Raw genomic sequence first — 18,858 nt, 5'->3', positions numbered from 1 at the left:
ATGTCACTCCAAGCCTGCGCGGGCCTCGGGTGCGCACACGGTGCGCGGCCCTCGCCCGCACAAGATTAGTGCGCGGGACGGATGACGACCAAAAGATCTCCGGCATCCACCTGCTGCGTCTCGGCGATCGCGTGACGCTCGATCACGCCGTCGACGGGCGCGGTGATGGCCGCTTCCATCTTCATCGCCTCGATCGAGGCGATCGGCTCGCCGGCCCGGACGGCAGCACCGACCTCGGCCTTGAGCGTGACGACACCGGAGAACGGAGCGGCGACCTGGCCGGGGACGTTGGTGTCCGCCCGCTCGGCCTCGTGCGCGTCCACCGCGACGGACCTGTCTCGCACGAAGACAGGTCGGAGCTGCCCGTTCAGAGTCGTCATCACGGTCCGCATGCCCTTGTCGTCGGCGTCGCCGATGGCCTCCAGACCGATGAACAGCTGCACGCCGCGGTCGATCTCGATGCGATGCTCCTGTCCCTGCACGAGTCCGAAGAGGTAGTCGCTCGTGTCGAGGACGGAGAGGTCGCCGAAGAGCTCGCGCCGCTCGGTGTACTCCGCGGTGGGCGCAGGGAACAGCAGGGAGTTGAGCCGCGCACGCCGCTCGGCGCTGGAACCGGCGAGAGCGGCCTCGTCCTCCGCGCTGATCTGCGTGAGCCCGGTGCGCACCGAGCGTCCGGCGAGGACCTTGGTGCGGAACGGCTCCGGCCATCCTCCGGGGAGGTCGCCCAGCTCGCCCGCCATGAATCCGACGACCGAGTCCGGCACGTCGTACTTCTCCGGGTTCGCCTCGAAGTCCGCAGGATCCGCCTTCACGGCGGCGAGATGCAGCGCGAGGTCGCCGACGACCTTCGATGACGGCGTCACCTTCGGAACGCGCCCGAGGATGCGGTCGGCCGCGGCGTACATGTCCTCGATGAGCTCGAAGTCATCCGCGAGACCGAGGGCCTTCGCCTGCTGGCGGAGGTTCGACAGCTGCCCGCCGGGGATCTCGTGGTGGTACACGCGGCCCGTGGGTCCGGGAAGCCCCGACTCGAACGGCGCGTACTGCCGGCGCACCGCCTCCCAGTACGGCTCGAGATCGGACACCGCGTCGAGGGAGATGCCGCTGTCCCGATCGGTGTGCGCGAGCGCCGCGACGAGCGAGGACAGCGACGGCTGGCTGGTGGTTCCGGAGAGCGGTGCCGACGCGGCATCCACGGCATCCACTCCGACCGCGCTGGCTGCGAGGAGCGTAGCCAGCTGGCCGCCCGGCGTGTCGTGCGTGTGCAGGTGGACAGGGAGGTCGAAGCGCTCGCGCAGCGCTGCGACGAGCTTCGCTGCAGCCGCGGGCCTCAGGAGCCCCGCCATGTCCTTGATCGCGATGATGTGCGCCCCGGCCGCGACGATCTGGTCGGCGAGACCGAGGTAGTAGTCGAGCGTGTAGAGGTTCTCGGCCGGGTCGAGGAGGTCGCCGGTGTAGCAGAGGGCCACCTCGGCGACCGCGGTGCCGGTGTTGCGCACGGCCTCGATGGCGGGGCGCATCTGCTCCACGTCGTTGAGGGCGTCGAAGATCCGGAAGATGTCGACCCCGCTCGCGGCTGCCTCGGCGACGAACGCCTCGGTGACCGCCGTCGGGTACGGCGTGTAGCCGACCGTGTTGCGTCCGCGCAGCAGCATCTGGATCGCGACGTTCGGCAGCGCGGCGCGCAGTTTGTCGAGTCGCTCCCAGGGGTCCTCGCCGAGGAAGCGCAGCGCGACGTCGTATGTCGCCCCGCCCCAAGCCTCGACGGACAGCAGGCCCGGCGTGAGCCGCGCCAGGTACGGAGCAGCCGCGACGAGGTCCTTGGTGCGCACGCGCGTGGCCAGCAGCGACTGGTGCGCGTCGCGGAAGGTGGTGTCGGTGATCGCGAGTGCCGTCTGCTCGCGGAGGCTCCGGGCGAAGCCCTCCGGACCGAGCTCGAGCAGCCGCTGACGCGACCCGGCGATCGGCTCGGTCGAGAGATCGACGACGGGGAGCTTCGCGACCGGGTCGATGACACCGGGGTGCGCGCCGTGGGGCTTGTTGACGGTGACGTCGACCAGCCAGTTCAGGAGCTTCGTGCCGCGGTCCTTCGAGACCCGACCGCGCAGGAGCTCCGGCCGCTCGTCGATGAAGGAGGTGCTCACGTCGCCCGCGATGAAGGCGTCGTCGTCGAGCAGGGCCTGGAGGAAGGGGATGTTCGTCGAGACGCCGCGGATGCGGAACTCCGCCAGCGCGCGCCGGGCACGCGCGACGGCCGCGGGGAAGTCGCGACCGCGGCAGGTCAGCTTCGCCAGCATCGAGTCGAAGTGCGGGCTGATCTGCGCCCCCTGATGCACCGTGCCTCCGTCGAGGCGGATGCCGGCGCCGCCGGGTGAGCGGTAGGTCGTGATCTTGCCGGTGTCGGGGCGGAAGCCCTGCGTCGGGTCCTCGGTGGTGATGCGGCACTGCAGCGCAGCCCCCCGCAGGTGCAGGTTCTGCTGCTGCAGTCCCAGCTCCGCGAGAGTCTGGCCCGCGGCGATCCGCATCTGACTCTGCACGAGGTCGACGTCGGTGACCTCCTCGGTCACGGTGTGCTCGACCTGGATGCGCGGGTTCATCTCGATGAAGACGACCTCGCCCGTGCGCTCGCCCGCCGTCTCCAGCAGGAACTCGACGGTACCGGCGTTCTCGTAGCCGATCGAGCGGGCGAAGGCGACCGCGTAGCCGTGGAGTGCGGTGCGGATGCTGTCGTCCAGATTCGGCGCCGGAGCGATCTCGACGACCTTCTGGTGGCGCCGCTGCACCGAGCAGTCGCGCTCGAACAGGTGCACGGTCTCGCCGGTCTTGTCGGCGAGGATCTGCACCTCGATGTGCCGGGGGCGCACCACGGCCTGCTCCAGGAACATCCGGGCGTCGCCGAAGGCGCTCGCAGCCTCCCGCATCGCCTCGGCCAGAGCCGGTGCGAGATCACCCGCGGTCTCGACGCGACGCATGCCGCGGCCGCCGCCGCCCGCCACCGCCTTGGCGAAGAGCGGGAAGCCGATGTCCTCCGCCTGGGCGACGAGCGCCTCGACGTCGTCGGATGCCTCGGTCGAACGCAGCACCGGCACTCCGGCCTCGATCGCGTGCCGCTTCGCCTCGACCTTGTTGCCCGCCATCTCGAGCACCTTCGCCGGCGGGCCGATGAAGACGATGCCGTTGGCCGCCGCCTTCTCCGCGAGCTCCGGGTTCTCCGACAGGAAGCCGTATCCGGGGTAGATCGCATCCGCTCCCGCCTCCAGCGCGACGCGGATGATCTCGTCGACGTTCAGGTACGCGCGGACGGGGTGACCGCGTTCGCCGATCTCGTAGGCCTCATCGGCCTTGAGTCGATGGACGGACCCGCGGTCCTCATGGGGGAAGACCGCGACGGTGCGCGCCCCCACCTCGTACGCCGCTCGGAAGGCCCGGATCGCGATCTCGCCGCGGTTGGCCACAAGGATCTTCTGGAACATGCACACCTCTGAGAGCTCGATGCACGGCGTTTTCGGCGTGCAGGGGCGGGGCTGAGTGTTCCCTCAGCCTAGGGGAAGGTAACGTGGTGTTCGTGCACGTACTCAGCGTCAGCTCTCTCAAGGGGGGCGTCGGCAAGACGACCGTGACACTCGGGCTGGCCTCAGCGGCTTTCGCCCGAGGAGTCCGGACTCTCGTCGTCGACCTCGACCCGCAGTCCGACGTCTCCACCGGGATGGACATCCAGGTGGCCGGACGACTCAACATCGCCGATGTCCTGGCGAACCCGAAGGAGAAGGTCGTCCGTCAGGCGATCACCTCCAGCGGATGGGCGAAAGTGCACCCCGGCACGATCGACGTGCTCATCGGGAGCCCCTCCGCCATCAACTTCGACGGGCCGCACCCGAGCGTCCGCGACGTCTGGAAGCTCGAAGAGGCACTCGCGGCCGTCGAAGCCGACTACGACCTCGTGCTCATCGACTGCGCGCCGTCGCTGAACGCGCTCACCCGCACGGCCTGGGCCGCCAGCGACCGCGTCATGGTGGTCACCGAGCCCGGCCTGTTCTCGGTCGCCGCCGCGGACCGCGCCCTCCGCGCGATCGAGGAGATCCGCCGCGGCCTCTCGCCTCGTCTTCAGCCGCTCGGCATCGTCGTGAACCGCGTGCGCCCGCAGTCCATCGAGCACCAGTTCCGTATCAAGGAGCTCCGCGACATGTTCGGGCCTCTCGTGCTCGCTCCCCAGCTGCCCGAGCGCACCTCGCTGCAGCAGGCGCAGGGCGCGGCGAAGCCGCTGCACATCTGGCCGGGAGACTCCGCGCAGGAGCTCGCCGCCGACTTCGATCAGCTGCTCGACCGGATCATCCGCACCGGGCGCATCGCGCTTCCCGAGAACGCCTGACGCTTCGGCAAGCTCTACGACCCGACAAGGAGCGCAGAGCTCCCCCTCGGGTCCCTGAGCCTGTCGAAGGGTGGGTCCCTGAGCCTGTCGAAGGGTGGGTCCCTGAGCCTGTCGAAGGGTGGATCAGGCGGAGCGCTTCGAGCGGCGCGCGGAGAGCTCGTCGACGGGGTCCGGTGCGGTCGGGTCGAAGGCGACGAGCGTCGACTCGACCTCGCGGAGCACCTTGCCCACGGCGATGCCGAACACGCCCTGGCCGCGGCTGACGAGGTCGATGACCTCGTCGTTCGACGTGCACAGGTAGACGGAGGCACCATCGCTCATCAGCGTGGTGCCGGCGAGATCGCGGATGCCGGCACGTCGCAGCTCTTCGACAGCGGTACGGATCTGCTGCAGCGAGATGCCGGTGTCGAGGAGGCTCTTGACGAGCTTCAGGACCAGGATGTCGCGGAAGCCGTAGAGACGCTGCGAGCCGGAGCCGCTCGCGCCGCGGACGGTGGGCTCGACCAGCTCGGTGCGGGCCCAGTAATCCAGCTGACGGTAGGTGATGCCGGCGGCACGAGCGGCGACGGCACCGCGGTAGCCGACCTCGTCGTCCATGGCGGGGAGACCGTCCGTGAAGAGGAGTTCGGGTACGAACCGCGGGTCGCCTGTGAGCTCATCCGCATTCATCTGAAATCCTCCCTGGAACGGTTATCTCCACGGTAGAGCAGTGCTCGGGCACCGGCAATGACATCCGTGGGACGTCGAAGGTGTGTCGCAATCAGTTCGTTACGAAAGCACACGCGACAGCGCGTCCTTGACGAAGAGCGAGCGCACTTCGTCGATCTTCGTCGCCAGCTCGGGAGCGAGTTCGCTGGCCTTCGCGCGGGAGGCGGCATCCGTCCGTCGCAGCAGCGACGACATCGCCGACTCGATGAGAGCGACCTCGCGCTCGGCCCCCTGACGGAGGGAGCGCAGGTGCCGGGGCTCGATCCCGTGGCGATCCAGCGCGACGAGTCCGCGCAGGAGCGTCACCGTCGCCTCGGGGTAGTTCTCCTGGGCGGTGATGACACCGGTGCTGATCGCGTCGTTCAGCAGCTGGGGTCCTGCTCCGGCCGCCGCGAGGAGCTCTGCCCGACGATAGCGACGCGGCGCCGGCGTGATCGACGGAGGCGGCGCGAGCGAGGCCTCCCCCGCAGAGCTGTCCAGCTGCTCGCGGATCACGCTCAGCGGCAGGTAGTGATCCCGCTGGAGGGTGAGTCCGAGCCGGAGCCGCTCGATGTCGGCCGTCGAGAACTTGCGGTAGCCGGACTCGGTGCGCGAGGGGCTGACGATGCCCTGCACCTCGAGGAAACGCAGCTTGCTGGAGGTCAGATCGGGGAACTCCGGAGTGAGACGCGCGAGCACCTGACCGATACTCAGCAGGCCCGCGGACGCAGAGCGTTCGCGGGCGGGAGTGGCCGCCATCAGGCGTTCGCCGCCTGGCGGTCGTGCGGAGAGGCGAAGAAGTTCAGTCGGAACTTGCCGACGCGCAGTTCGGAGCCGTCGACCAGCGCACTGCGGTCGACCCGCTCGCCGTTGACGTACGTCCCGTTGAGCGAGCGCTGGTCGATGATCTCGAACGTCGTGCCGGTGCGCGTGATCTCCGCGTGACGGCGAGAGACGGTCACGTCATCGAAGAAGATGTCGGCCTCGGGGTGGCGTCCGACCGTCGTCACATCGGTGTCGAGGAGGTAGCGGGCACCGGCGAGGGCGCCCGAGCGCACCAGCAACAGGGCCGATCCCGACGGCAGCGCCGCGATGGCGGTCTGCTCGACGTCGGTGAGTTCCACGCCGAACGGCACGAAGGACAGGTCCGAATCGTGTCCGAACGTCTGCGTCACGTCGTGCTTCTGTTCACCAGAGCGGTGGATCGCGGCTTCTCCGGCCGGTCGGCTGTCGCTGTCAGTCACTGTGCCCTCCTAGGCTGTCCAGACTAACGGATGCCGAGGGGCTCGCGGGAGGCCGCATGCATACTCAGCCGTCACATACCGGCTCTTCATAGGGTGGACCTGTGAAGACCAAAGCCCTGCGCCTCTCCGCCGCCCCCGTCGCTCTCGCCGCGACGCTCCTCGCCGCCTTCCTCGTGCTCGCCTCCCCGCTCTCGGCATCCGCGCACGACGCGCTCACGTCGTCGAACCCGGCAGCCGACAGCGAAGTCGAGACGCTCCCCGCCGAGCTGACGCTCACCTTCAGCGCCAAGCTGATCGACGGCGAGGGCGCCACCGAGGTCGTCGTCACGGACTCCGCGGGCAACGCGGTCACGGATGGACCCGCGACGGTCGACGGCGCCGTGGTGACGCAGCCGCTGGTGTCCTCCGCCCCGGCAGGCGAATACCACGTGATCTGGAAGGTCGTCTCGAGCGACGGGCACCCGACCTCCGACGAGTTCTTCTTCACCGTGACGACCGGTTCCTCCCCGACGCCGACCGAGCAGCCCAGCGCCGCGCCGACGACCGCGGCCCCGAGCGAAGCGGCATCCGCAACGCCGGAGGGGACGCTCACTCCGGCACCCGACGCAGACGACGGTTCGGGTTCGACCGTGTGGATCTGGGTGATCTCGATCGTCGGCATCCTGGTCGCCGTCGGAGTCGCCGTCTGGCTGTCCGTGCGCGGCCGCCGAGGAGGCGCCGAGCCCGGTTCCGAGCCCTCTTCGGAGCGATAGGCTTAACGCATGCCCCATTACGATGTCGTCATCCTCGGTGCCGGTCCTGGTGGATACGTCGCCGCCGTCCGCAGCGCACAGCTCGGCCTCTCCACGGCCATCATCGAAGAGAAGTACTGGGGCGGTGTCTGCCTCAACGTGGGCTGCATCCCCTCCAAGGCTCTTCTCAAGAACGCGGAGCTCGCGCACACCCTGAACCACAAGGCCGACTTCTTCGGCATCTCGGGTGAGTTCACGATCGACTACGGCAAGGCGTTCGACCGCAGCCGCGTGGTCGCCGACGGCCGCGTCAAGGGCATCCACTTCCTGATGAAGAAGAACAAGGTGACCGAGTACGACGGTCGCGGCACCTTCACCGGCCCGAAGGCGATCTCGGTCGCCAAGGCCGACGGCTCCACCGAAGAGGTGACCTTCGACAACGCGATCATCGCCACCGGCTCGAAGGTGCGCCTGCTCCCCGGCGTCCAGCTGAGCGACAACGTCGTGACCTACGAGGAGCAGATCCTCAGCCGCGAGCTGCCGAAGTCGATCGTCATCGTGGGCGCCGGCGCCATCGGCATGGAGTTCGCCTACGTCATGACGAACTACGGCGTGAAGGTCACCATCATCGAGTTCCTCGACCGCGCCCTCCCCAACGAGGACGCCGACGTGTCGAAGGAGATCACGAAGCAGTACAAGAACTACGGCGTCGACATCCTCACCTCGACCAAGGTCGAGACGGTCGTCGACAACGGCTCCTCCGTCACCGTGACCTACACGGCCAAGGACGGCCAGCAGTCGTCGATCGAGGCCGACAAGGTGCTCATGTCGGTCGGCTTCGCCCCGAACACCGAGGGCTTCGGCCTCGAGGCGACCGGTGTGAAGCTCACCGAGCGCGGTGCGATCGACATCGACGACCACATGCGTACGAACGTCGAGGGCATCTACGCGATCGGCGACGTGACCGCCAAGCTGCAGCTCGCCCACGTGGCCGAGGCGCAGGGCGTCGTCGCGGCCGAGACCATCGGCAAGGCCGAGACCATGACGCTCGGCGACTACCGCATGATGCCGCGTGCGACGTTCTGCTCCCCCCAGGTCGCCTCGTTCGGCCTCACCGAGCAGCAGGCGAAGGACGAGGGGCGCGACATCAAGGTCGTCAGCTTCCCGTTCATGGCCAACGGCAAGGCGCACGGCCTCGGCGAGCCCGTCGGCTTCGTCAAGCTCATCGCGGACGCCGAGCACCTCGAGCTCATCGGCGCGCACATGATCGGACCGGACGTCGCCGAGCTCCTGCCCGAGCTGACCCTCGCGCAGAAGTGGGACCTCACCGCGCTCGAGCTGGCCCGCAACGTGCACACCCACCCGACGCTGTCGGAGGCGCTGCAGGAGGGCTTCCACGGCCTCGCAGGGCACATGATCAACTTCTGACGCGACGCGTCAAGGTTGAGTGAGCGAAGCGAGTCGAAACCCCGCACGCGAAGCGCGAAGGCCCCGGTCCCCTCACGAGGGAACCGGGGCCTTCGTGCGTCAGAGCCCCTGCATCGTGATGAGCCCGGCGGACCAGCGGCGCAGCGGCCGCGTCCCCAGCGTGCGGATGACGAGTTCCCGCGGGACCGCCACGCCGATCGGCGCCGGAGCACCCATCGCCATGTAGAACGCCGACCGGCTCTGGACGATGCGCGTCCTGCGTCGCAGATCACGCTCGTAGCCGGCGAGGTCCGGCATCCGCTCGGGGAGCGCGCGCACGAGCTCCCGCGCCAGTCGCACGGCATCCGTCCAGCCCAGATTCATCCCCTGGCCGCCGATCGGGCTGATCTCGTGCGCCGCGTCGCCGAGCAGGACCACGCGGCCGCGCACGATGCGCCGGGCGATGTGCTGCGCGGCCTCGAACACGGTCGGCTGCACATCATCCGCGAGATCCAGCCGGATGCCGGTCCGCGCCTCGACCGCGCCCCGGAAGGCGTCCGCGGCGCCCAGCTGCTCGCCTGCCCCCTGGCGCGCCACCCACCGGCGCCGTCCGCCGGGCAGCGGGAACGACTCGACGAGGCCGGACGGCTCGCAGTGCAGCACGGCGCGGGCGTCTGCCTCCGCCTCGGCGACATCGACCATCGCGTAGCTCGCGCGCCCGCTCCGGCGGCTCCACCCGAGTCCGAGATCCGCGCGCAGGCTGCTCCGCACCCCGTCGGCCACCACGACGCAACGGGCGGTCAGCTCGCGGGCGATGTCCGGAGTATCGACCGAGACGCGCACGACGTCGTCCGCGGGATCGACCGAGCGCACGGTCCATCCGTCGCGCAGGGCATCGGGAACGAGCGACCGCAGTCGCGCTCTGAGCAGCGCATCGGTGCGCGGCTGCGGAAGGATCAGGACGGGGCGCTCGGGCGGGAACGCGAGCGACGCCAGAGTCCTCCGGCGGCTGCGCACCTCTCCCCCGTCGAGGCGCAGCGCCTCGGCCAGGACCTCGTCTCCGAGACCGGCGGCCTCCAGCGCCTCGAGCCCCGGCCGGTGGATGCCGATCGCGCGGGTGCGCGTGTCGGCATCCGTCCGACGTTCGCAGACAGCCACCCGCAGTCCGTCCTGCGTCAGCAGGCACGCCAGCAGCAGCCCCACCGGGCCCGCCCCGACGACGAGCGCGTCATGGTCGGGCACGATCGTCCTCCCACCGCACCTCCAGCCGGGACGGCACGCCTCCGCGGACTCGCCAGCCGTGCGGGACCATCGCCCGGAGCTCCGCCACCGTGTGGGAGCGGCGGATGCTGAGGAGTCCGTCCTCGCGGATGAACGAATCGGCGAGGAGGTTCCCGGAGAGCGGCCAGGTGGCCGTCGCGAAGAGCGCATAGGCGGCGCGGCCGCGGGCGATGTCGTGGTGCGCGGCCAGCCCGCCGGGCGCGAGGAGCCGCCGGGAGTCCTCGAGCACGGTCTGCAGCTCTGCATCGTCGAGGTGATGCAGCACGTGGTTGGAGAGCACGACGTCGAATGCCTCCCCCTCGTCGACCAGCTCGGTCGACAGCGCACGGCGGTAGCGCACCCCGGCTCCGCGATCGTGCGCGGAAGCCCATCGGATCGCGCGCTCATCGGTGTCGAGGGCGGTGATCTCCGCGGCGAGCCCGTCGTGGCGCAGCCGTCCGGCGAGGAACCGGCACAGATCGCCGCCGCCGGCCCCGATGTCGAGGATCCGCAGCGGCGCACCGCCGGCTCTCGGGCGGATGTCGCGCCGATAGAGCAGACCGGGCCGGGAGACGACCGCGTTCACGAAGCCGAATCGCCCGTACGTGCGCGCCAGCATCCGCTCGTCCGCCTCCGGATCGTCCATCAGCTCCCGGATGCCGACGTCCCTGGTCGAGAGACCCGCGCTCATGCGTCCGCGGCGGCGGTCACGGTCATCAGGGCGCTCTCGGCCGTGAGGCCCGGCCCGAACGCCATCGCCGAGACGCGATCGCCGACCCGTGCACCCTCCTGCTCGAGGATGCGCTTGAGCACGAACAGCACGGTCGCGCTCGACATGTTGCCGTTCTCGCGCAGGACCTCCCTGGCCGGGTGCAGCTGCGCGTCGCTGAGGTGCAGCTTCTCCTGGATGCGATCCAGGATGCTGCGCCCGCCGGGATGGATCGCCCAGTGCGCGACCTCTCCGCCGACGGCATCCCGGTCGAAGGCGGCGACCAGGTCGTCCTCCGGCGCGTACAGCGGCCGCAGGGCGCCGATGATCGTCTCGCCGATGATCTGCGGCACGGTCGTGGCCAGGATCATCTCGAACCCGGTGTCGCCGATCGTCCAGGCCATCGCCTTCTCGCCCTCGGGCGCGATCGCGGTGTGGAAGCGGTCGAGACGGAGGCCGGTGACCCCCGACGGGAGAGCCCGTGCCGTCACGATCCCGGCCGCCGCACCGTCGGCGAACAGCGAGGACGCCACGATCGTGTCGGGATCCTCGGAGGACCGCAGGTGCAGGGTGCACAGCTCGACGCTGACCACCAGGACCACGGCGTTCTCGTCCGCGGTGCAGAACTGACTCGCCGCGCGGAGCGCCGGCATCGACGCATAGCAGCCCATGAATCCGAGGTGATAGCGCTGCACGCTGTCGGACAGGCCGAGTGCCCGAACGATCTCGTATTCCGGTCCGGGCGCATGGAAGCCCGTGCACGAGACGGTGATGACGTGCGTCACATCGGCCGGCTCGATGTCGGGGTCGGCATCGAGCGCCCGCCGCGCCACATCGACGAAGAGTCTGGCCGCTTCACGCGTGTAGACCTCGTTGCGCGCCTTCGTCCCCGGTGCGAGCAGCGCCCCCGACCGGCGGTCGAAGAAGATCGGATCCTCCACGTCGGAGTCGAGGGACAGCTCGTCGATCACGGTGTGACGGGTGTCGATTCCGGACACGGTGAACGACGTCGACACGATCCGCTGCGCCAGCCGCCCGAGATCGGGCTGCGCGGCGAAGACATCGCGCACCTCATCCTGGTGGAGGACGGTGTCGGGGACGATCGTCTGCAGCGATCGAAGCACAGGCGGTCGGCTCATGCAGTCACTCAAGCACGCGCCGAGCGCTCCCGGGAAGGGGTTGCGTGCGGCGCCGTCATCGGGCTAGAACCCCAGCGCGCGGGCGAGCTTGGATCCGGATGCGGAATCGCGGCCGCCGGCGGCCCTGACGGCTCGCTCGACCGCGGCGAAGAACACCTCGCGTCCTGCCGCGTCGGCGGGGGCCGCGGGGCCGAGCTCCATCTCCCACTCCCGCCATTCCCGCTGCACGCCTCCGCGGAGGTCGGTGGCGCGGACCCGATCGTCGACGAACTCCGCCACGACCCCGTCGGGACCGGTGAGCAGGTACGCGGTGCGGTCGTTCTCGATCCGGGCGAGCGGCGCGAGCGGCGCGGTGGTCCAGGTGGAGACGGTCGCGGTGACGTCGTCGGGCAGCGCGTCGCCCTCGCCGAGCGGCCAGCCGAGCTCGAGCCGTCCGTCGCCCTGCCTCGGCCCCTTCACGTGCCAGCCCTCGTCCGGGCCGCCGGTGCGCCGCCGGAGCGCGACTCCGGAGCGCGCGAGAGTGCCGTCTGCGGTGTCGAAGTAGCGGGCGTCCAGCGCCCGCGCCTCCCCCGCTGTGACGGCGTCGACGCCGGGGATGTCACCCCAGCGGGGCAGCGGTGTGTCGATGTCGACGTCGTACTTGCGCTCGACCTCGACCGTGCGGGACGGCTCAGTCGTCATCGTTGAGAGTGAGATCCTCGAGGGCTTCGTCGAACCAGTAGTCGATCTCGGTGGGACCGTCTTCGGGTCCGGTGTTCTGCGGCTCGCCACGGCGGTTGTAGACCACCTGCGTCTCGCTGTAGGGGACGATCAGCTTGTCGTCCGCGTCGCCGAGGGGGATGATCTGCCCGTCGAGCGGGCCGCCGTGAAGTCGTGCGAGTGCCATGACCTCAGAGTAGACCCTTCATCCGACGAGGACGCCGAGGAGCGCGCCCGCGATCATCCACGGGCCGAACGCGATGCGGGTGGTGCCGTCCGCCCGACGCAGGAGGATCAGCGCGAGGGCGAAGAGCGCGCCCAGCACGAAGGCGGATGCCGCGCCGATCGCGAGCTGCTGCCAGCCGTGCCATCCCAGGACGAGTCCGATGACCGCGGCGAGCTTGACATCGCCTCCGCCCATCCCCGACCGGCTGATCAGTCGCAGCAGGGCGTAGAACCCGCCGAGGACGAGCATGCCGAGGAGCGCACGGATCGTCGGAGCGCTCTGCCCCGCGACCGCGGCATCGATCACGACGAGGAGGATCAGCGACGCGAGGGTCGGCAGCACGATCCGATCCGGCAGCCGATGCGTGCGGATGTCGATCATGATCAGCCACCCGCCGATGCCCAGCAGGGCGCCGTGCACGAGGGCGACGAGTGCGAGCCGGGGGTCCATCCCGGCAGGTTAGGAGATCGGCGGATGTCGCGCTCCGTCGGTGTGGATAACCGATTCCCGGCGTCGATTCCGGATGTCCGATGTACGAACTAGCGTCGCCAGTGCCACTTGCTTTATTCGTACATATCTTCGAGGATGGATGCATGGGGATCGGGCTCGATGCGGTGACCGCGCTCTCTCCGACCAGCGATTCTCGCGCCGGAGAGGTGCTGCGTCTGCGCCGCGAGATCAGCAGGATGCAGCGGCGGCGCAGCGAGCACGCGCTGCTCCCGCTCGACCCCTCGCTCGCCGCTCTGCTGCCGGAGGAGGGGCTGCAGACCGGCACCGCCTACAGCGTCTCCCCGTCGCCGAGCCTCGTGCTCGCCCTGCTCAGCGCGGCGTCGCGGAAGGGGCATTGGTGCGCGGTGGTCGGCATGCCGACGCTCGGCGTCGAGGCTGCTGCCGCGTTCGGCATCGACCTCACGCGGTTGATCCTCGTCCCCGAACCCGGCGAGCGCTGGCTCGCGGCGACGTCGGCACTGGCCGAGGTCGTCCCCCTCATCGTGGTGAATCCGCAGTCGCGGGCACGGGACGCCGACGTGTCCCGTCTCAGCGCGCGGCTCCGTGATCGCGGATGCACGCTCCTGGTCACGGAGTCCCCCGCCGTGGAGCGATGGCCGCAGAGCGAGGGGACGATCCGCCTGCACGACCCGCACTGGCACGGTCTCGGCGCGGGCTGGGGGCTGCTCTCCGACTGCACCGTGACGGTGACGGCCCTGACCCGGCACAGCCCCCGGCCCTCGAGCGTGCGCGTGCAGCTGCCCGGCGGACACGGCGCCGTCGAGGCGGCCGCGGCAGAGCTCACCGCGCTGCCGTCGCTCGCCGCCGAGACGGCGTCCGGCAGGAGCTCGGTCGACGACGCGGCTCCGACCGAGCTCCTGCACTGGGCGGAGGCCGGATGAACGCCCCGCTCCGCGTCCTCGTGCTGTGGTTCCCGGACTGGCCGCTGCGCGCCGCTCTGGGCGGTCCGCCTCCCCATCCGCCCACCGCGCTGGTGCAGGCGAACACGATCGTCGCCTGCACGGCCTCGGCCAGGGAGCACGGCGTGCGCACCGGTCAGCGCCGCCGCGTCGCGCAGGGGCATCTCTCCTCGCTGCGGGTGCTTCCGCACGACCCGGCACGAGACGAGCGCGCCTTCCTCCCCGTGCTGCACCTCATCGAGAAGCACGCCCCCGGTGTGACCCTGCTGCGTCCGGGGCTCGCGATCCTGCGCGCCAGGGGCATCTCCCGCTATCACGGCGGCGAGGCCGAGGCGGCCGGGGCTCTCACGTCCGTGCTCACGGAAGCGGGGCTGCCCGAGGTGCGCATCGGCGTGGCCGACGGCCCCTTCACCGCCGAGATCGCCGCCCGGGGCCGCGACGCCTGCACCGTCGTCCCGCCGGGGCGCTCCCAGGAGTTCCTCGCGCCCTACCCCGTGCAGGTGCTGCGGGACGAGCAGATCGCCGGCCTCCTCGTCCGTCTCGGTGTGCGCACTCTCGGCGAGTTCACCGCCCTCGCCCCGCTCGACGTGCGCGACCGCTTCGGAGAGCACGGCGCCCGCCTGCATGCCCTCGCCGCCGGCGCCGATTCCCGACCGCTGACCCCTCGCCCTCCCGACCCCGAGCTGGTGCGGGGCATCGAGTTCGAATCCCCGCTGGGCGGAACCGATCAGGTGGCCTTCGCCGTGCGGCAGACGGCGGATGCCGTGCTGCTCGCGCTCGGAGACGCCTCTGTCGTCTGCACGGAGGTGCGGATCGACATGACGGACGACAACGGCACGGTCTTCTCCCGCACCTGGCTGCATCCGACCTGCTTCGACGCCTCCGACCTCGTCGACCGCGTGCGGTGGCAGCTGGAGGCGCTGGCCGCGCAGTCGGCGAAGGAGCCCGTCGACGAGGCACGGGCGTTCGGCGGCATCGTGGCGGTGCGGATCGTCCCGGTCGCCGTGGACGACGCCGCCCACCACCAGCCCGGGCTCTTCGGCTCCGGCACCGATGAGCGGCTGCACCACGCGGTCTCCCGTGTGCAGACCATGCTGGGCCATCAGGGCGTGGTCACGGCCGCCCTCGCGGGAGGCCGCTGGCTCGCCGATCGTCAGGTCCTCACACCCTGGGGCGAGCGGCCGGTCCCGCCGCGCGATCCCGGCTCCCCCTGGCCGGGAAGCCTGCCCGACCCTCTCCCCGCCGAGGTCTTCCTGCCGCCGCGTCCCATCGGCGTGCTCGCCGCCGACGGCGCCGCGATCAGCATCGACGACCGGGGAGCCCTCTCCCAGGACCCCGCGCGCATCGACGGCGTCGCCGTGCAGGCCTGGGCCGGCCCCTGGCCCGTGCACGAGCGCCGATGGGCATCCGACGGAGGCAGGCGAGGACACCGGCTCCAGATCGTCGACGACCACGACCACGCCTGGCTCGTCTTCCGCACCGGTGAACGCTGGTGGGTCGAGGGGAGGTATCGCTGATGGGCTGGCACAATCCCCCGCAGACCTGGAGCGAGCTCGAGCGCACCCTCAGCGGCGAGGAGCCGCCCCCGCGGCAGAGTGTCGAGCCGCCCGCCTCGCGACCCGACCCCGGGCCGGTGAGCAGACGGCGGCAGCGCACGCCGGTCACCGGCATATCGCGGCCGGCCGATGCGGTGCCCTACGCCGAGCTGCATGCGCACTCCTCGTACTCGTTCCTCGACGGCGCCTCCGCCCCGGAAGACCTCCTCGCCGAGGCCGAGCGCCTCGGTCTCACCGCACTCGCCCTCACCGACCACGACGGCTTCTACGGCGCCGCGCGCTTCGCCGATCAGGCCGAGCTCATGAAGACGCCGCTGCAGACGGTGTACGGCGCGGAGCTGTCACTCGACCTTCCCGCCCCGCAGCGGGGCAGCCCCGATCCGGCGGGCGAGCATCTGCTGGTCCTCGCCCGGGGGATGGAGGGCTATCACCGTCTCTCGGGCGCGATCACCGCCGCCCAGCTGCGCGGGGGCGAGAAGGGGCGCCCGGTGTACGACCTCGACGAGCTCGCGGCGAGCGCGGGCGGGCACTGGACGATCCTGACCGGATGCCGCAAGGGCGCGGTGCGCCGAGGACTCGAGGCAGGCGATGCCGCGACCCCGCTCCGGAGCCTCGTCGACCTGTTCGGCGCCGAGCACGTCGCCGTCGAGCTCTTCGACCATGGAGACCCGCAGGACACCCGCCGCAACGACGCTCTCGCCGATCTCGCCCGGCGGATGCGCCTGCCCGTGGTGGCGACGAACAACGTGCACTACGCCAGCCCCGCACAGGCGCCGCTCGCCGAAGCCGTGGCCGCCGTCCGCGCCGTGCGCAGCATGGACGAGCTCGACGGATGGCTGCCCGCGCACGGCGGCGCGCACCTGCGCAGCGGTGCGGAGATGTCGGCCCGCTTCCAGCGCTACCCGGGGGCGATCTCGTACGGCTTGGAGCTGGCCTCGGCATCCGCCTTCCCGCTGCGGCTCGCCCGGCCGGCGCTGCCGAAGCAGAAGGTGCCGGAGGGGCACACGCCGATGAGTTGGCTGCGACAGCTCGTGTGGGATGCCGTGCCGTCGAAGTACCCCCGGCTGAAGGACGAGGAGCATCGCCGGATCGAGCGGGAGCTCGACGTCATCGAGGAGAAGGACTTCCCCGGGTACTTCCTCATCGTGCACGGCATCGTCGCCGAGGCTCGCCGGCGCGGCATCCTCTGCCAGGGGCGAGGATCGGCTGCGGCGAGCGCGGTCTGCTACCTGCTGGGCATCACCGCCGTCGACCCGATCCTCTACGGACTCCCCTTCGAGAGGTTCCTCGCCACCACCCGCACCGAGGAGCCCGACATCGACGTGGACTTCGACTCCCGCCGCCGCGAGGAGATCATCCAGTGGGTGTACGGGGAGTACGGCAGGGAGCGCGCGGCCCAGGTGGCGAACGTCATCCAGTACCGACCGAAGAACGCGGTGCGCGACATGGCGAGGGCGCTCGGCCACTCGCCGGGGCAGCAGGATGCCTGGTCCCGCCAGGTCGACGGCTGGAGCACGGGGTTGGAGCCCTCCGAGGGGCACGACATCCCCGAGAACGTGCTCGCCTACGCGGGCGAGCTGCTGAAGGCTCCGCGTCACCTCGGCATCCACTCCGGCGGCATGGTGCTCACGGCACGACCCGTCGGCGAGGTCGTGCCGGTCGAGCATGCCCGCATGGAGGACCGTACCGTGATCCAGTGGGACAAGGACGACGCCGCCTTCATGGGGCTGGTGAAGTTCGACCTGCTGGGTCTCGGGATGCTCGCCGCGCTCCAGCACTGCTTCGACATGATCCTCGAGGCCACCGGCGAGCGGTGGACGCTGGAGACACTCCCCAAGGAGGAGCCGGCGGTCTACGACATGCTGTGCCGAGCGGATTCGATCGGGGTGTTCCAGGTCGAGTCGCGTGCCCAGATCGGGCTGCTCCCCCGCCTGCAGCCGCGGAGCTTCTACGACCTCACCATCCAGATCGCCCTCATCCGTCCCGGCCCCATCCAGGGCGGCGCCGTGCATCCGTTCGTCCGGCGCAAGATGGCGAAGGACCGCCTCGACGAGGAGAACCGGGAGCGGACCGCCCGCGGCGAGGAGCCGGTGGACCTCGAGATCCCCTACCCGCACAGCGATCTCGAACCGATCCTGAAACGCACCCTGGGGATCCCGATCTTCCAGGAGCAGCTCATCCAGATGGCCACCGCGGTCGGCGACTGCACGGCCGACGAGGCCGATCTGCTGCGTCGGGCCATGGGGTCCAAGCGCGGCCTGGAGAAGATCGAGCGAGTGCGCGAGAAGCTCTACGCGGGAATGGCGAGGAGAGGGCTCGACATCGACGCCTCCGATCGCATCTACGCGCAGATCCAGGCGTTCTCGAACTTCGGCTTCGCGGAGTCCCATTCGCTGTCGTTCGCGCTGCTCGTGTATGCGAGTTCCTGGCTGAAGCTGCACTATCCCGCCGCCTTCCTCGCCGGGCTGCTGCGTTCGCAGCCCATGGGCTTCTACTCCGGGGCGACCCTGACCGCCGATGCGCGACGGCACGGCGTGGAGGTCCGTCGCCCCGATCTGCACCTCTCGGGTGCCACCGAGACACTGGAGCCGCTCGCCGAGCCCACCCGGCGCCCGACCGGCAGGGACGACTGCCTCGCCGTCCCGCAGCCCCCGACGCTCCGCTTCGACAGAGACGCCCCCGACGAGTCGGCCTCCCATCGCCGAGACGGCGGTCACGCCGTGCGACTGGGGCTCAGCGGCATCCGTGGGATCGGCGTGCCCCTGGCCGAGAAGATCGTCGCCGAGCGCGAGGCGAACGGGCTCTACCGCGACCTGCACGACCTGGTGCGGCGCACAGACGCCACGGCCGCACAGCTGGAGGCTCTCGCCACCGCCGGCGCGTTCGCCTGCCTCGGCCTGGAGCGGCGCGAGGCGATCTGGCTCGCGGGTGCGGCGGCCGACGACCGGTCGCGGTTCCTTCCCGGCACCTCCGTCGCCGTGCAGCCGCCCCTGTTCGCCGACCAGACCAGCTATGAGCGGCTCTCCGCCGACCTCTGGGCGACCGGGGTGTCGACCGACGACCACCCGATGGCCCACTTCCGCGGCGCGCTGCACGACAGAGGCGTCCTGACCGCCGCCGATCTGCGCGCACACGAGTCCGGCCGTCGCATCGAGGTCGCCGGGCTCGTCACGCACCGCCAGCGACCGGCCACGGCCTCAGGCATCACGTTCATGAACCTCGAGGACGAGAGCGGACTGGTGAACGTCGTCTGCTCGACCGGCGTGTGGAACCGCTATCGGCGTGTGGCCCGCGACTCTCCGGCGCTCATCATCCGCGGCATCCTGGAGCGCTCGGAAGAGGGGGTCGTGAACGTGCTCGCCGATGCCTTCGAAGATCTCCGCACCGGGCTCACGCACCGGTCCAGGGACTTCCGCTGATGC

Annotated in this window: 16 protein-coding genes; 6 read left to right on the top strand and 10 right to left on the bottom strand. The window is 70.6% G+C overall.

From position 1 onward, the window contains the following. Nucleotides 1-65: 65 nt before the first annotated feature. Nucleotides 66-3,473, bottom strand: coding sequence for a pyruvate carboxylase (locus MRBLWH11_RS12855; RefSeq protein WP_341945156.1), 3,408 nt, complete (start codon nt 3,471-3,473; stop codon nt 66-68). Nucleotides 3,474-3,565: 92 nt separating this feature from the next. Here MRBLWH11_RS12855 and MRBLWH11_RS12850 point away from each other — a divergent pair, with 92 nt between their 5' ends. Continuing rightward, nucleotides 3,566-4,369 carry a ParA family protein gene (locus MRBLWH11_RS12850; protein WP_116636869.1) on the top strand — a complete coding sequence of 268 codons (804 nt, stop codon included), beginning with the start codon at nt 3,566-3,568 and terminating at the stop codon, nt 4,367-4,369. 123 nt (nt 4,370-4,492) lie between these two features. Here MRBLWH11_RS12850 and MRBLWH11_RS12845 read toward each other — a convergent pair whose 3' ends face one another. The 3 genes from MRBLWH11_RS12845 to MRBLWH11_RS12835 form a co-directional block, all read right to left on the bottom strand. After that, nucleotides 4,493-5,038 (bottom strand): MerR family transcriptional regulator, encoded by a 546-nt coding sequence (locus MRBLWH11_RS12845; RefSeq protein ID WP_116636800.1) that lies wholly within the window; start codon nt 5,036-5,038, stop codon nt 4,493-4,495. 99 nt (nt 5,039-5,137) lie between these two features. Continuing rightward, entirely contained in the window at nt 5,138-5,815 is a 678-nt protein-coding gene (locus MRBLWH11_RS12840; RefSeq protein WP_116636799.1) for a MerR family transcriptional regulator, read from the bottom strand. Next, nucleotides 5,815-6,300 carry an FHA domain-containing protein gene (locus tag MRBLWH11_RS12835; RefSeq protein ID WP_116636798.1) on the bottom strand — a complete coding sequence of 162 codons (486 nt, stop codon included), beginning with the start codon at nt 6,298-6,300 and terminating at the stop codon, nt 5,815-5,817. Before MRBLWH11_RS12835 ends, MRBLWH11_RS12840 begins: the two co-directional genes overlap by 1 nt. A 101-nt stretch (nt 6,301-6,401) precedes the next feature. On the opposite strand from MRBLWH11_RS12835, the gene MRBLWH11_RS12830 reads away from it, so the two are divergent. After that, nucleotides 6,402-7,052 carry a copper resistance protein CopC gene (locus MRBLWH11_RS12830; RefSeq protein ID WP_341945154.1) on the top strand — a complete coding sequence of 217 codons (651 nt, stop codon included), beginning with the start codon at nt 6,402-6,404 and terminating at the stop codon, nt 7,050-7,052. Nucleotides 7,053-7,061: 9 nt separating this feature from the next. Further along, nucleotides 7,062-8,459, top strand: a complete 1,398-nt coding sequence (lpdA, locus tag MRBLWH11_RS12825) for a dihydrolipoyl dehydrogenase (protein ID WP_116636796.1) — start codon at nt 7,062-7,064, stop codon at nt 8,457-8,459. Nucleotides 8,460-8,558: 99 nt separating this feature from the next. On the opposite strand, the gene MRBLWH11_RS12820 is transcribed toward lpdA, so the two are convergent. The 6 genes from MRBLWH11_RS12820 to MRBLWH11_RS12795 all read right to left on the bottom strand — a co-directional run bounded on the left by MRBLWH11_RS12820 (nt 8,559) and on the right by MRBLWH11_RS12795 (nt 12,921). After that, nucleotides 8,559-9,680, bottom strand: coding sequence for an NAD(P)/FAD-dependent oxidoreductase (locus MRBLWH11_RS12820; RefSeq protein WP_341945153.1), 1,122 nt, complete (start codon nt 9,678-9,680; stop codon nt 8,559-8,561). Beyond that, nucleotides 9,667-10,389 (bottom strand): methyltransferase domain-containing protein, encoded by a 723-nt coding sequence (locus tag MRBLWH11_RS12815; RefSeq protein ID WP_341945152.1) that lies wholly within the window; start codon nt 10,387-10,389, stop codon nt 9,667-9,669. Before MRBLWH11_RS12815 ends, MRBLWH11_RS12820 begins: the two co-directional genes overlap by 14 nt. Continuing rightward, the gene (locus tag MRBLWH11_RS12810) at nt 10,386-11,546 is read right to left on the bottom strand and encodes a type III polyketide synthase (RefSeq protein WP_341945151.1); all 1,161 of its coding nucleotides are present in this window, start codon (nt 11,544-11,546) and stop codon (nt 10,386-10,388) included. Before MRBLWH11_RS12810 ends, MRBLWH11_RS12815 begins: the two co-directional genes overlap by 4 nt. Nucleotides 11,547-11,609: 63 nt before the next feature. Continuing rightward, complete coding sequence (locus MRBLWH11_RS12805) at nt 11,610-12,227, bottom strand: CYTH domain-containing protein (protein WP_341945150.1); 618 nt, start codon at nt 12,225-12,227, stop codon at nt 11,610-11,612. Then, entirely contained in the window at nt 12,217-12,432 is a 216-nt protein-coding gene (locus MRBLWH11_RS12800) for a response regulator (RefSeq protein ID WP_116636791.1), read from the bottom strand. Before MRBLWH11_RS12800 ends, MRBLWH11_RS12805 begins: the two co-directional genes overlap by 11 nt. An 18-nt stretch (nt 12,433-12,450) precedes the next feature. Beyond that, nucleotides 12,451-12,921 (bottom strand): A24 family peptidase, encoded by a 471-nt coding sequence (locus MRBLWH11_RS12795; protein WP_341945149.1) that lies wholly within the window; start codon nt 12,919-12,921, stop codon nt 12,451-12,453. A 143-nt stretch (nt 12,922-13,064) separates the two neighbouring features. Between MRBLWH11_RS12795 and MRBLWH11_RS12790 the strand changes: the two genes are divergently transcribed. The 3 genes from MRBLWH11_RS12790 to MRBLWH11_RS12780 are packed head-to-tail and all read left to right on the top strand — an operon-like array spanning nt 13,065 to nt 18,855. Further along, on the top strand, nt 13,065-13,862 hold the full coding sequence (locus tag MRBLWH11_RS12790; RefSeq protein WP_341945148.1) for a hypothetical protein: 798 nt from the start codon (nt 13,065-13,067) through the stop codon (nt 13,860-13,862). Continuing rightward, nucleotides 13,859-15,397 carry a DNA polymerase Y family protein gene (locus MRBLWH11_RS12785; protein ID WP_341945147.1) on the top strand — a complete coding sequence of 513 codons (1,539 nt, stop codon included), beginning with the start codon at nt 13,859-13,861 and terminating at the stop codon, nt 15,395-15,397. The genes MRBLWH11_RS12790 and MRBLWH11_RS12785 overlap by 4 nt, the downstream gene beginning before the upstream one ends. Beyond that, nucleotides 15,397-18,855 (top strand): error-prone DNA polymerase, encoded by a 3,459-nt coding sequence (locus MRBLWH11_RS12780; protein WP_341945146.1) that lies wholly within the window; start codon nt 15,397-15,399, stop codon nt 18,853-18,855. Before MRBLWH11_RS12785 ends, MRBLWH11_RS12780 begins: the two co-directional genes overlap by 1 nt. Nucleotides 18,856-18,858 lie beyond the last annotated feature (3 nt).

The sequence above is a fragment of the Microbacterium sp. LWH11-1.2 genome (assembly GCF_038397745.1).
Classification (GTDB): Bacteria; Actinomycetota; Actinomycetes; order Actinomycetales; family Microbacteriaceae; genus Microbacterium.
The sequence above is the reverse complement of the archived record's forward strand: the minus strand, read 5'-3'. Positions and strand labels throughout refer to the sequence as shown.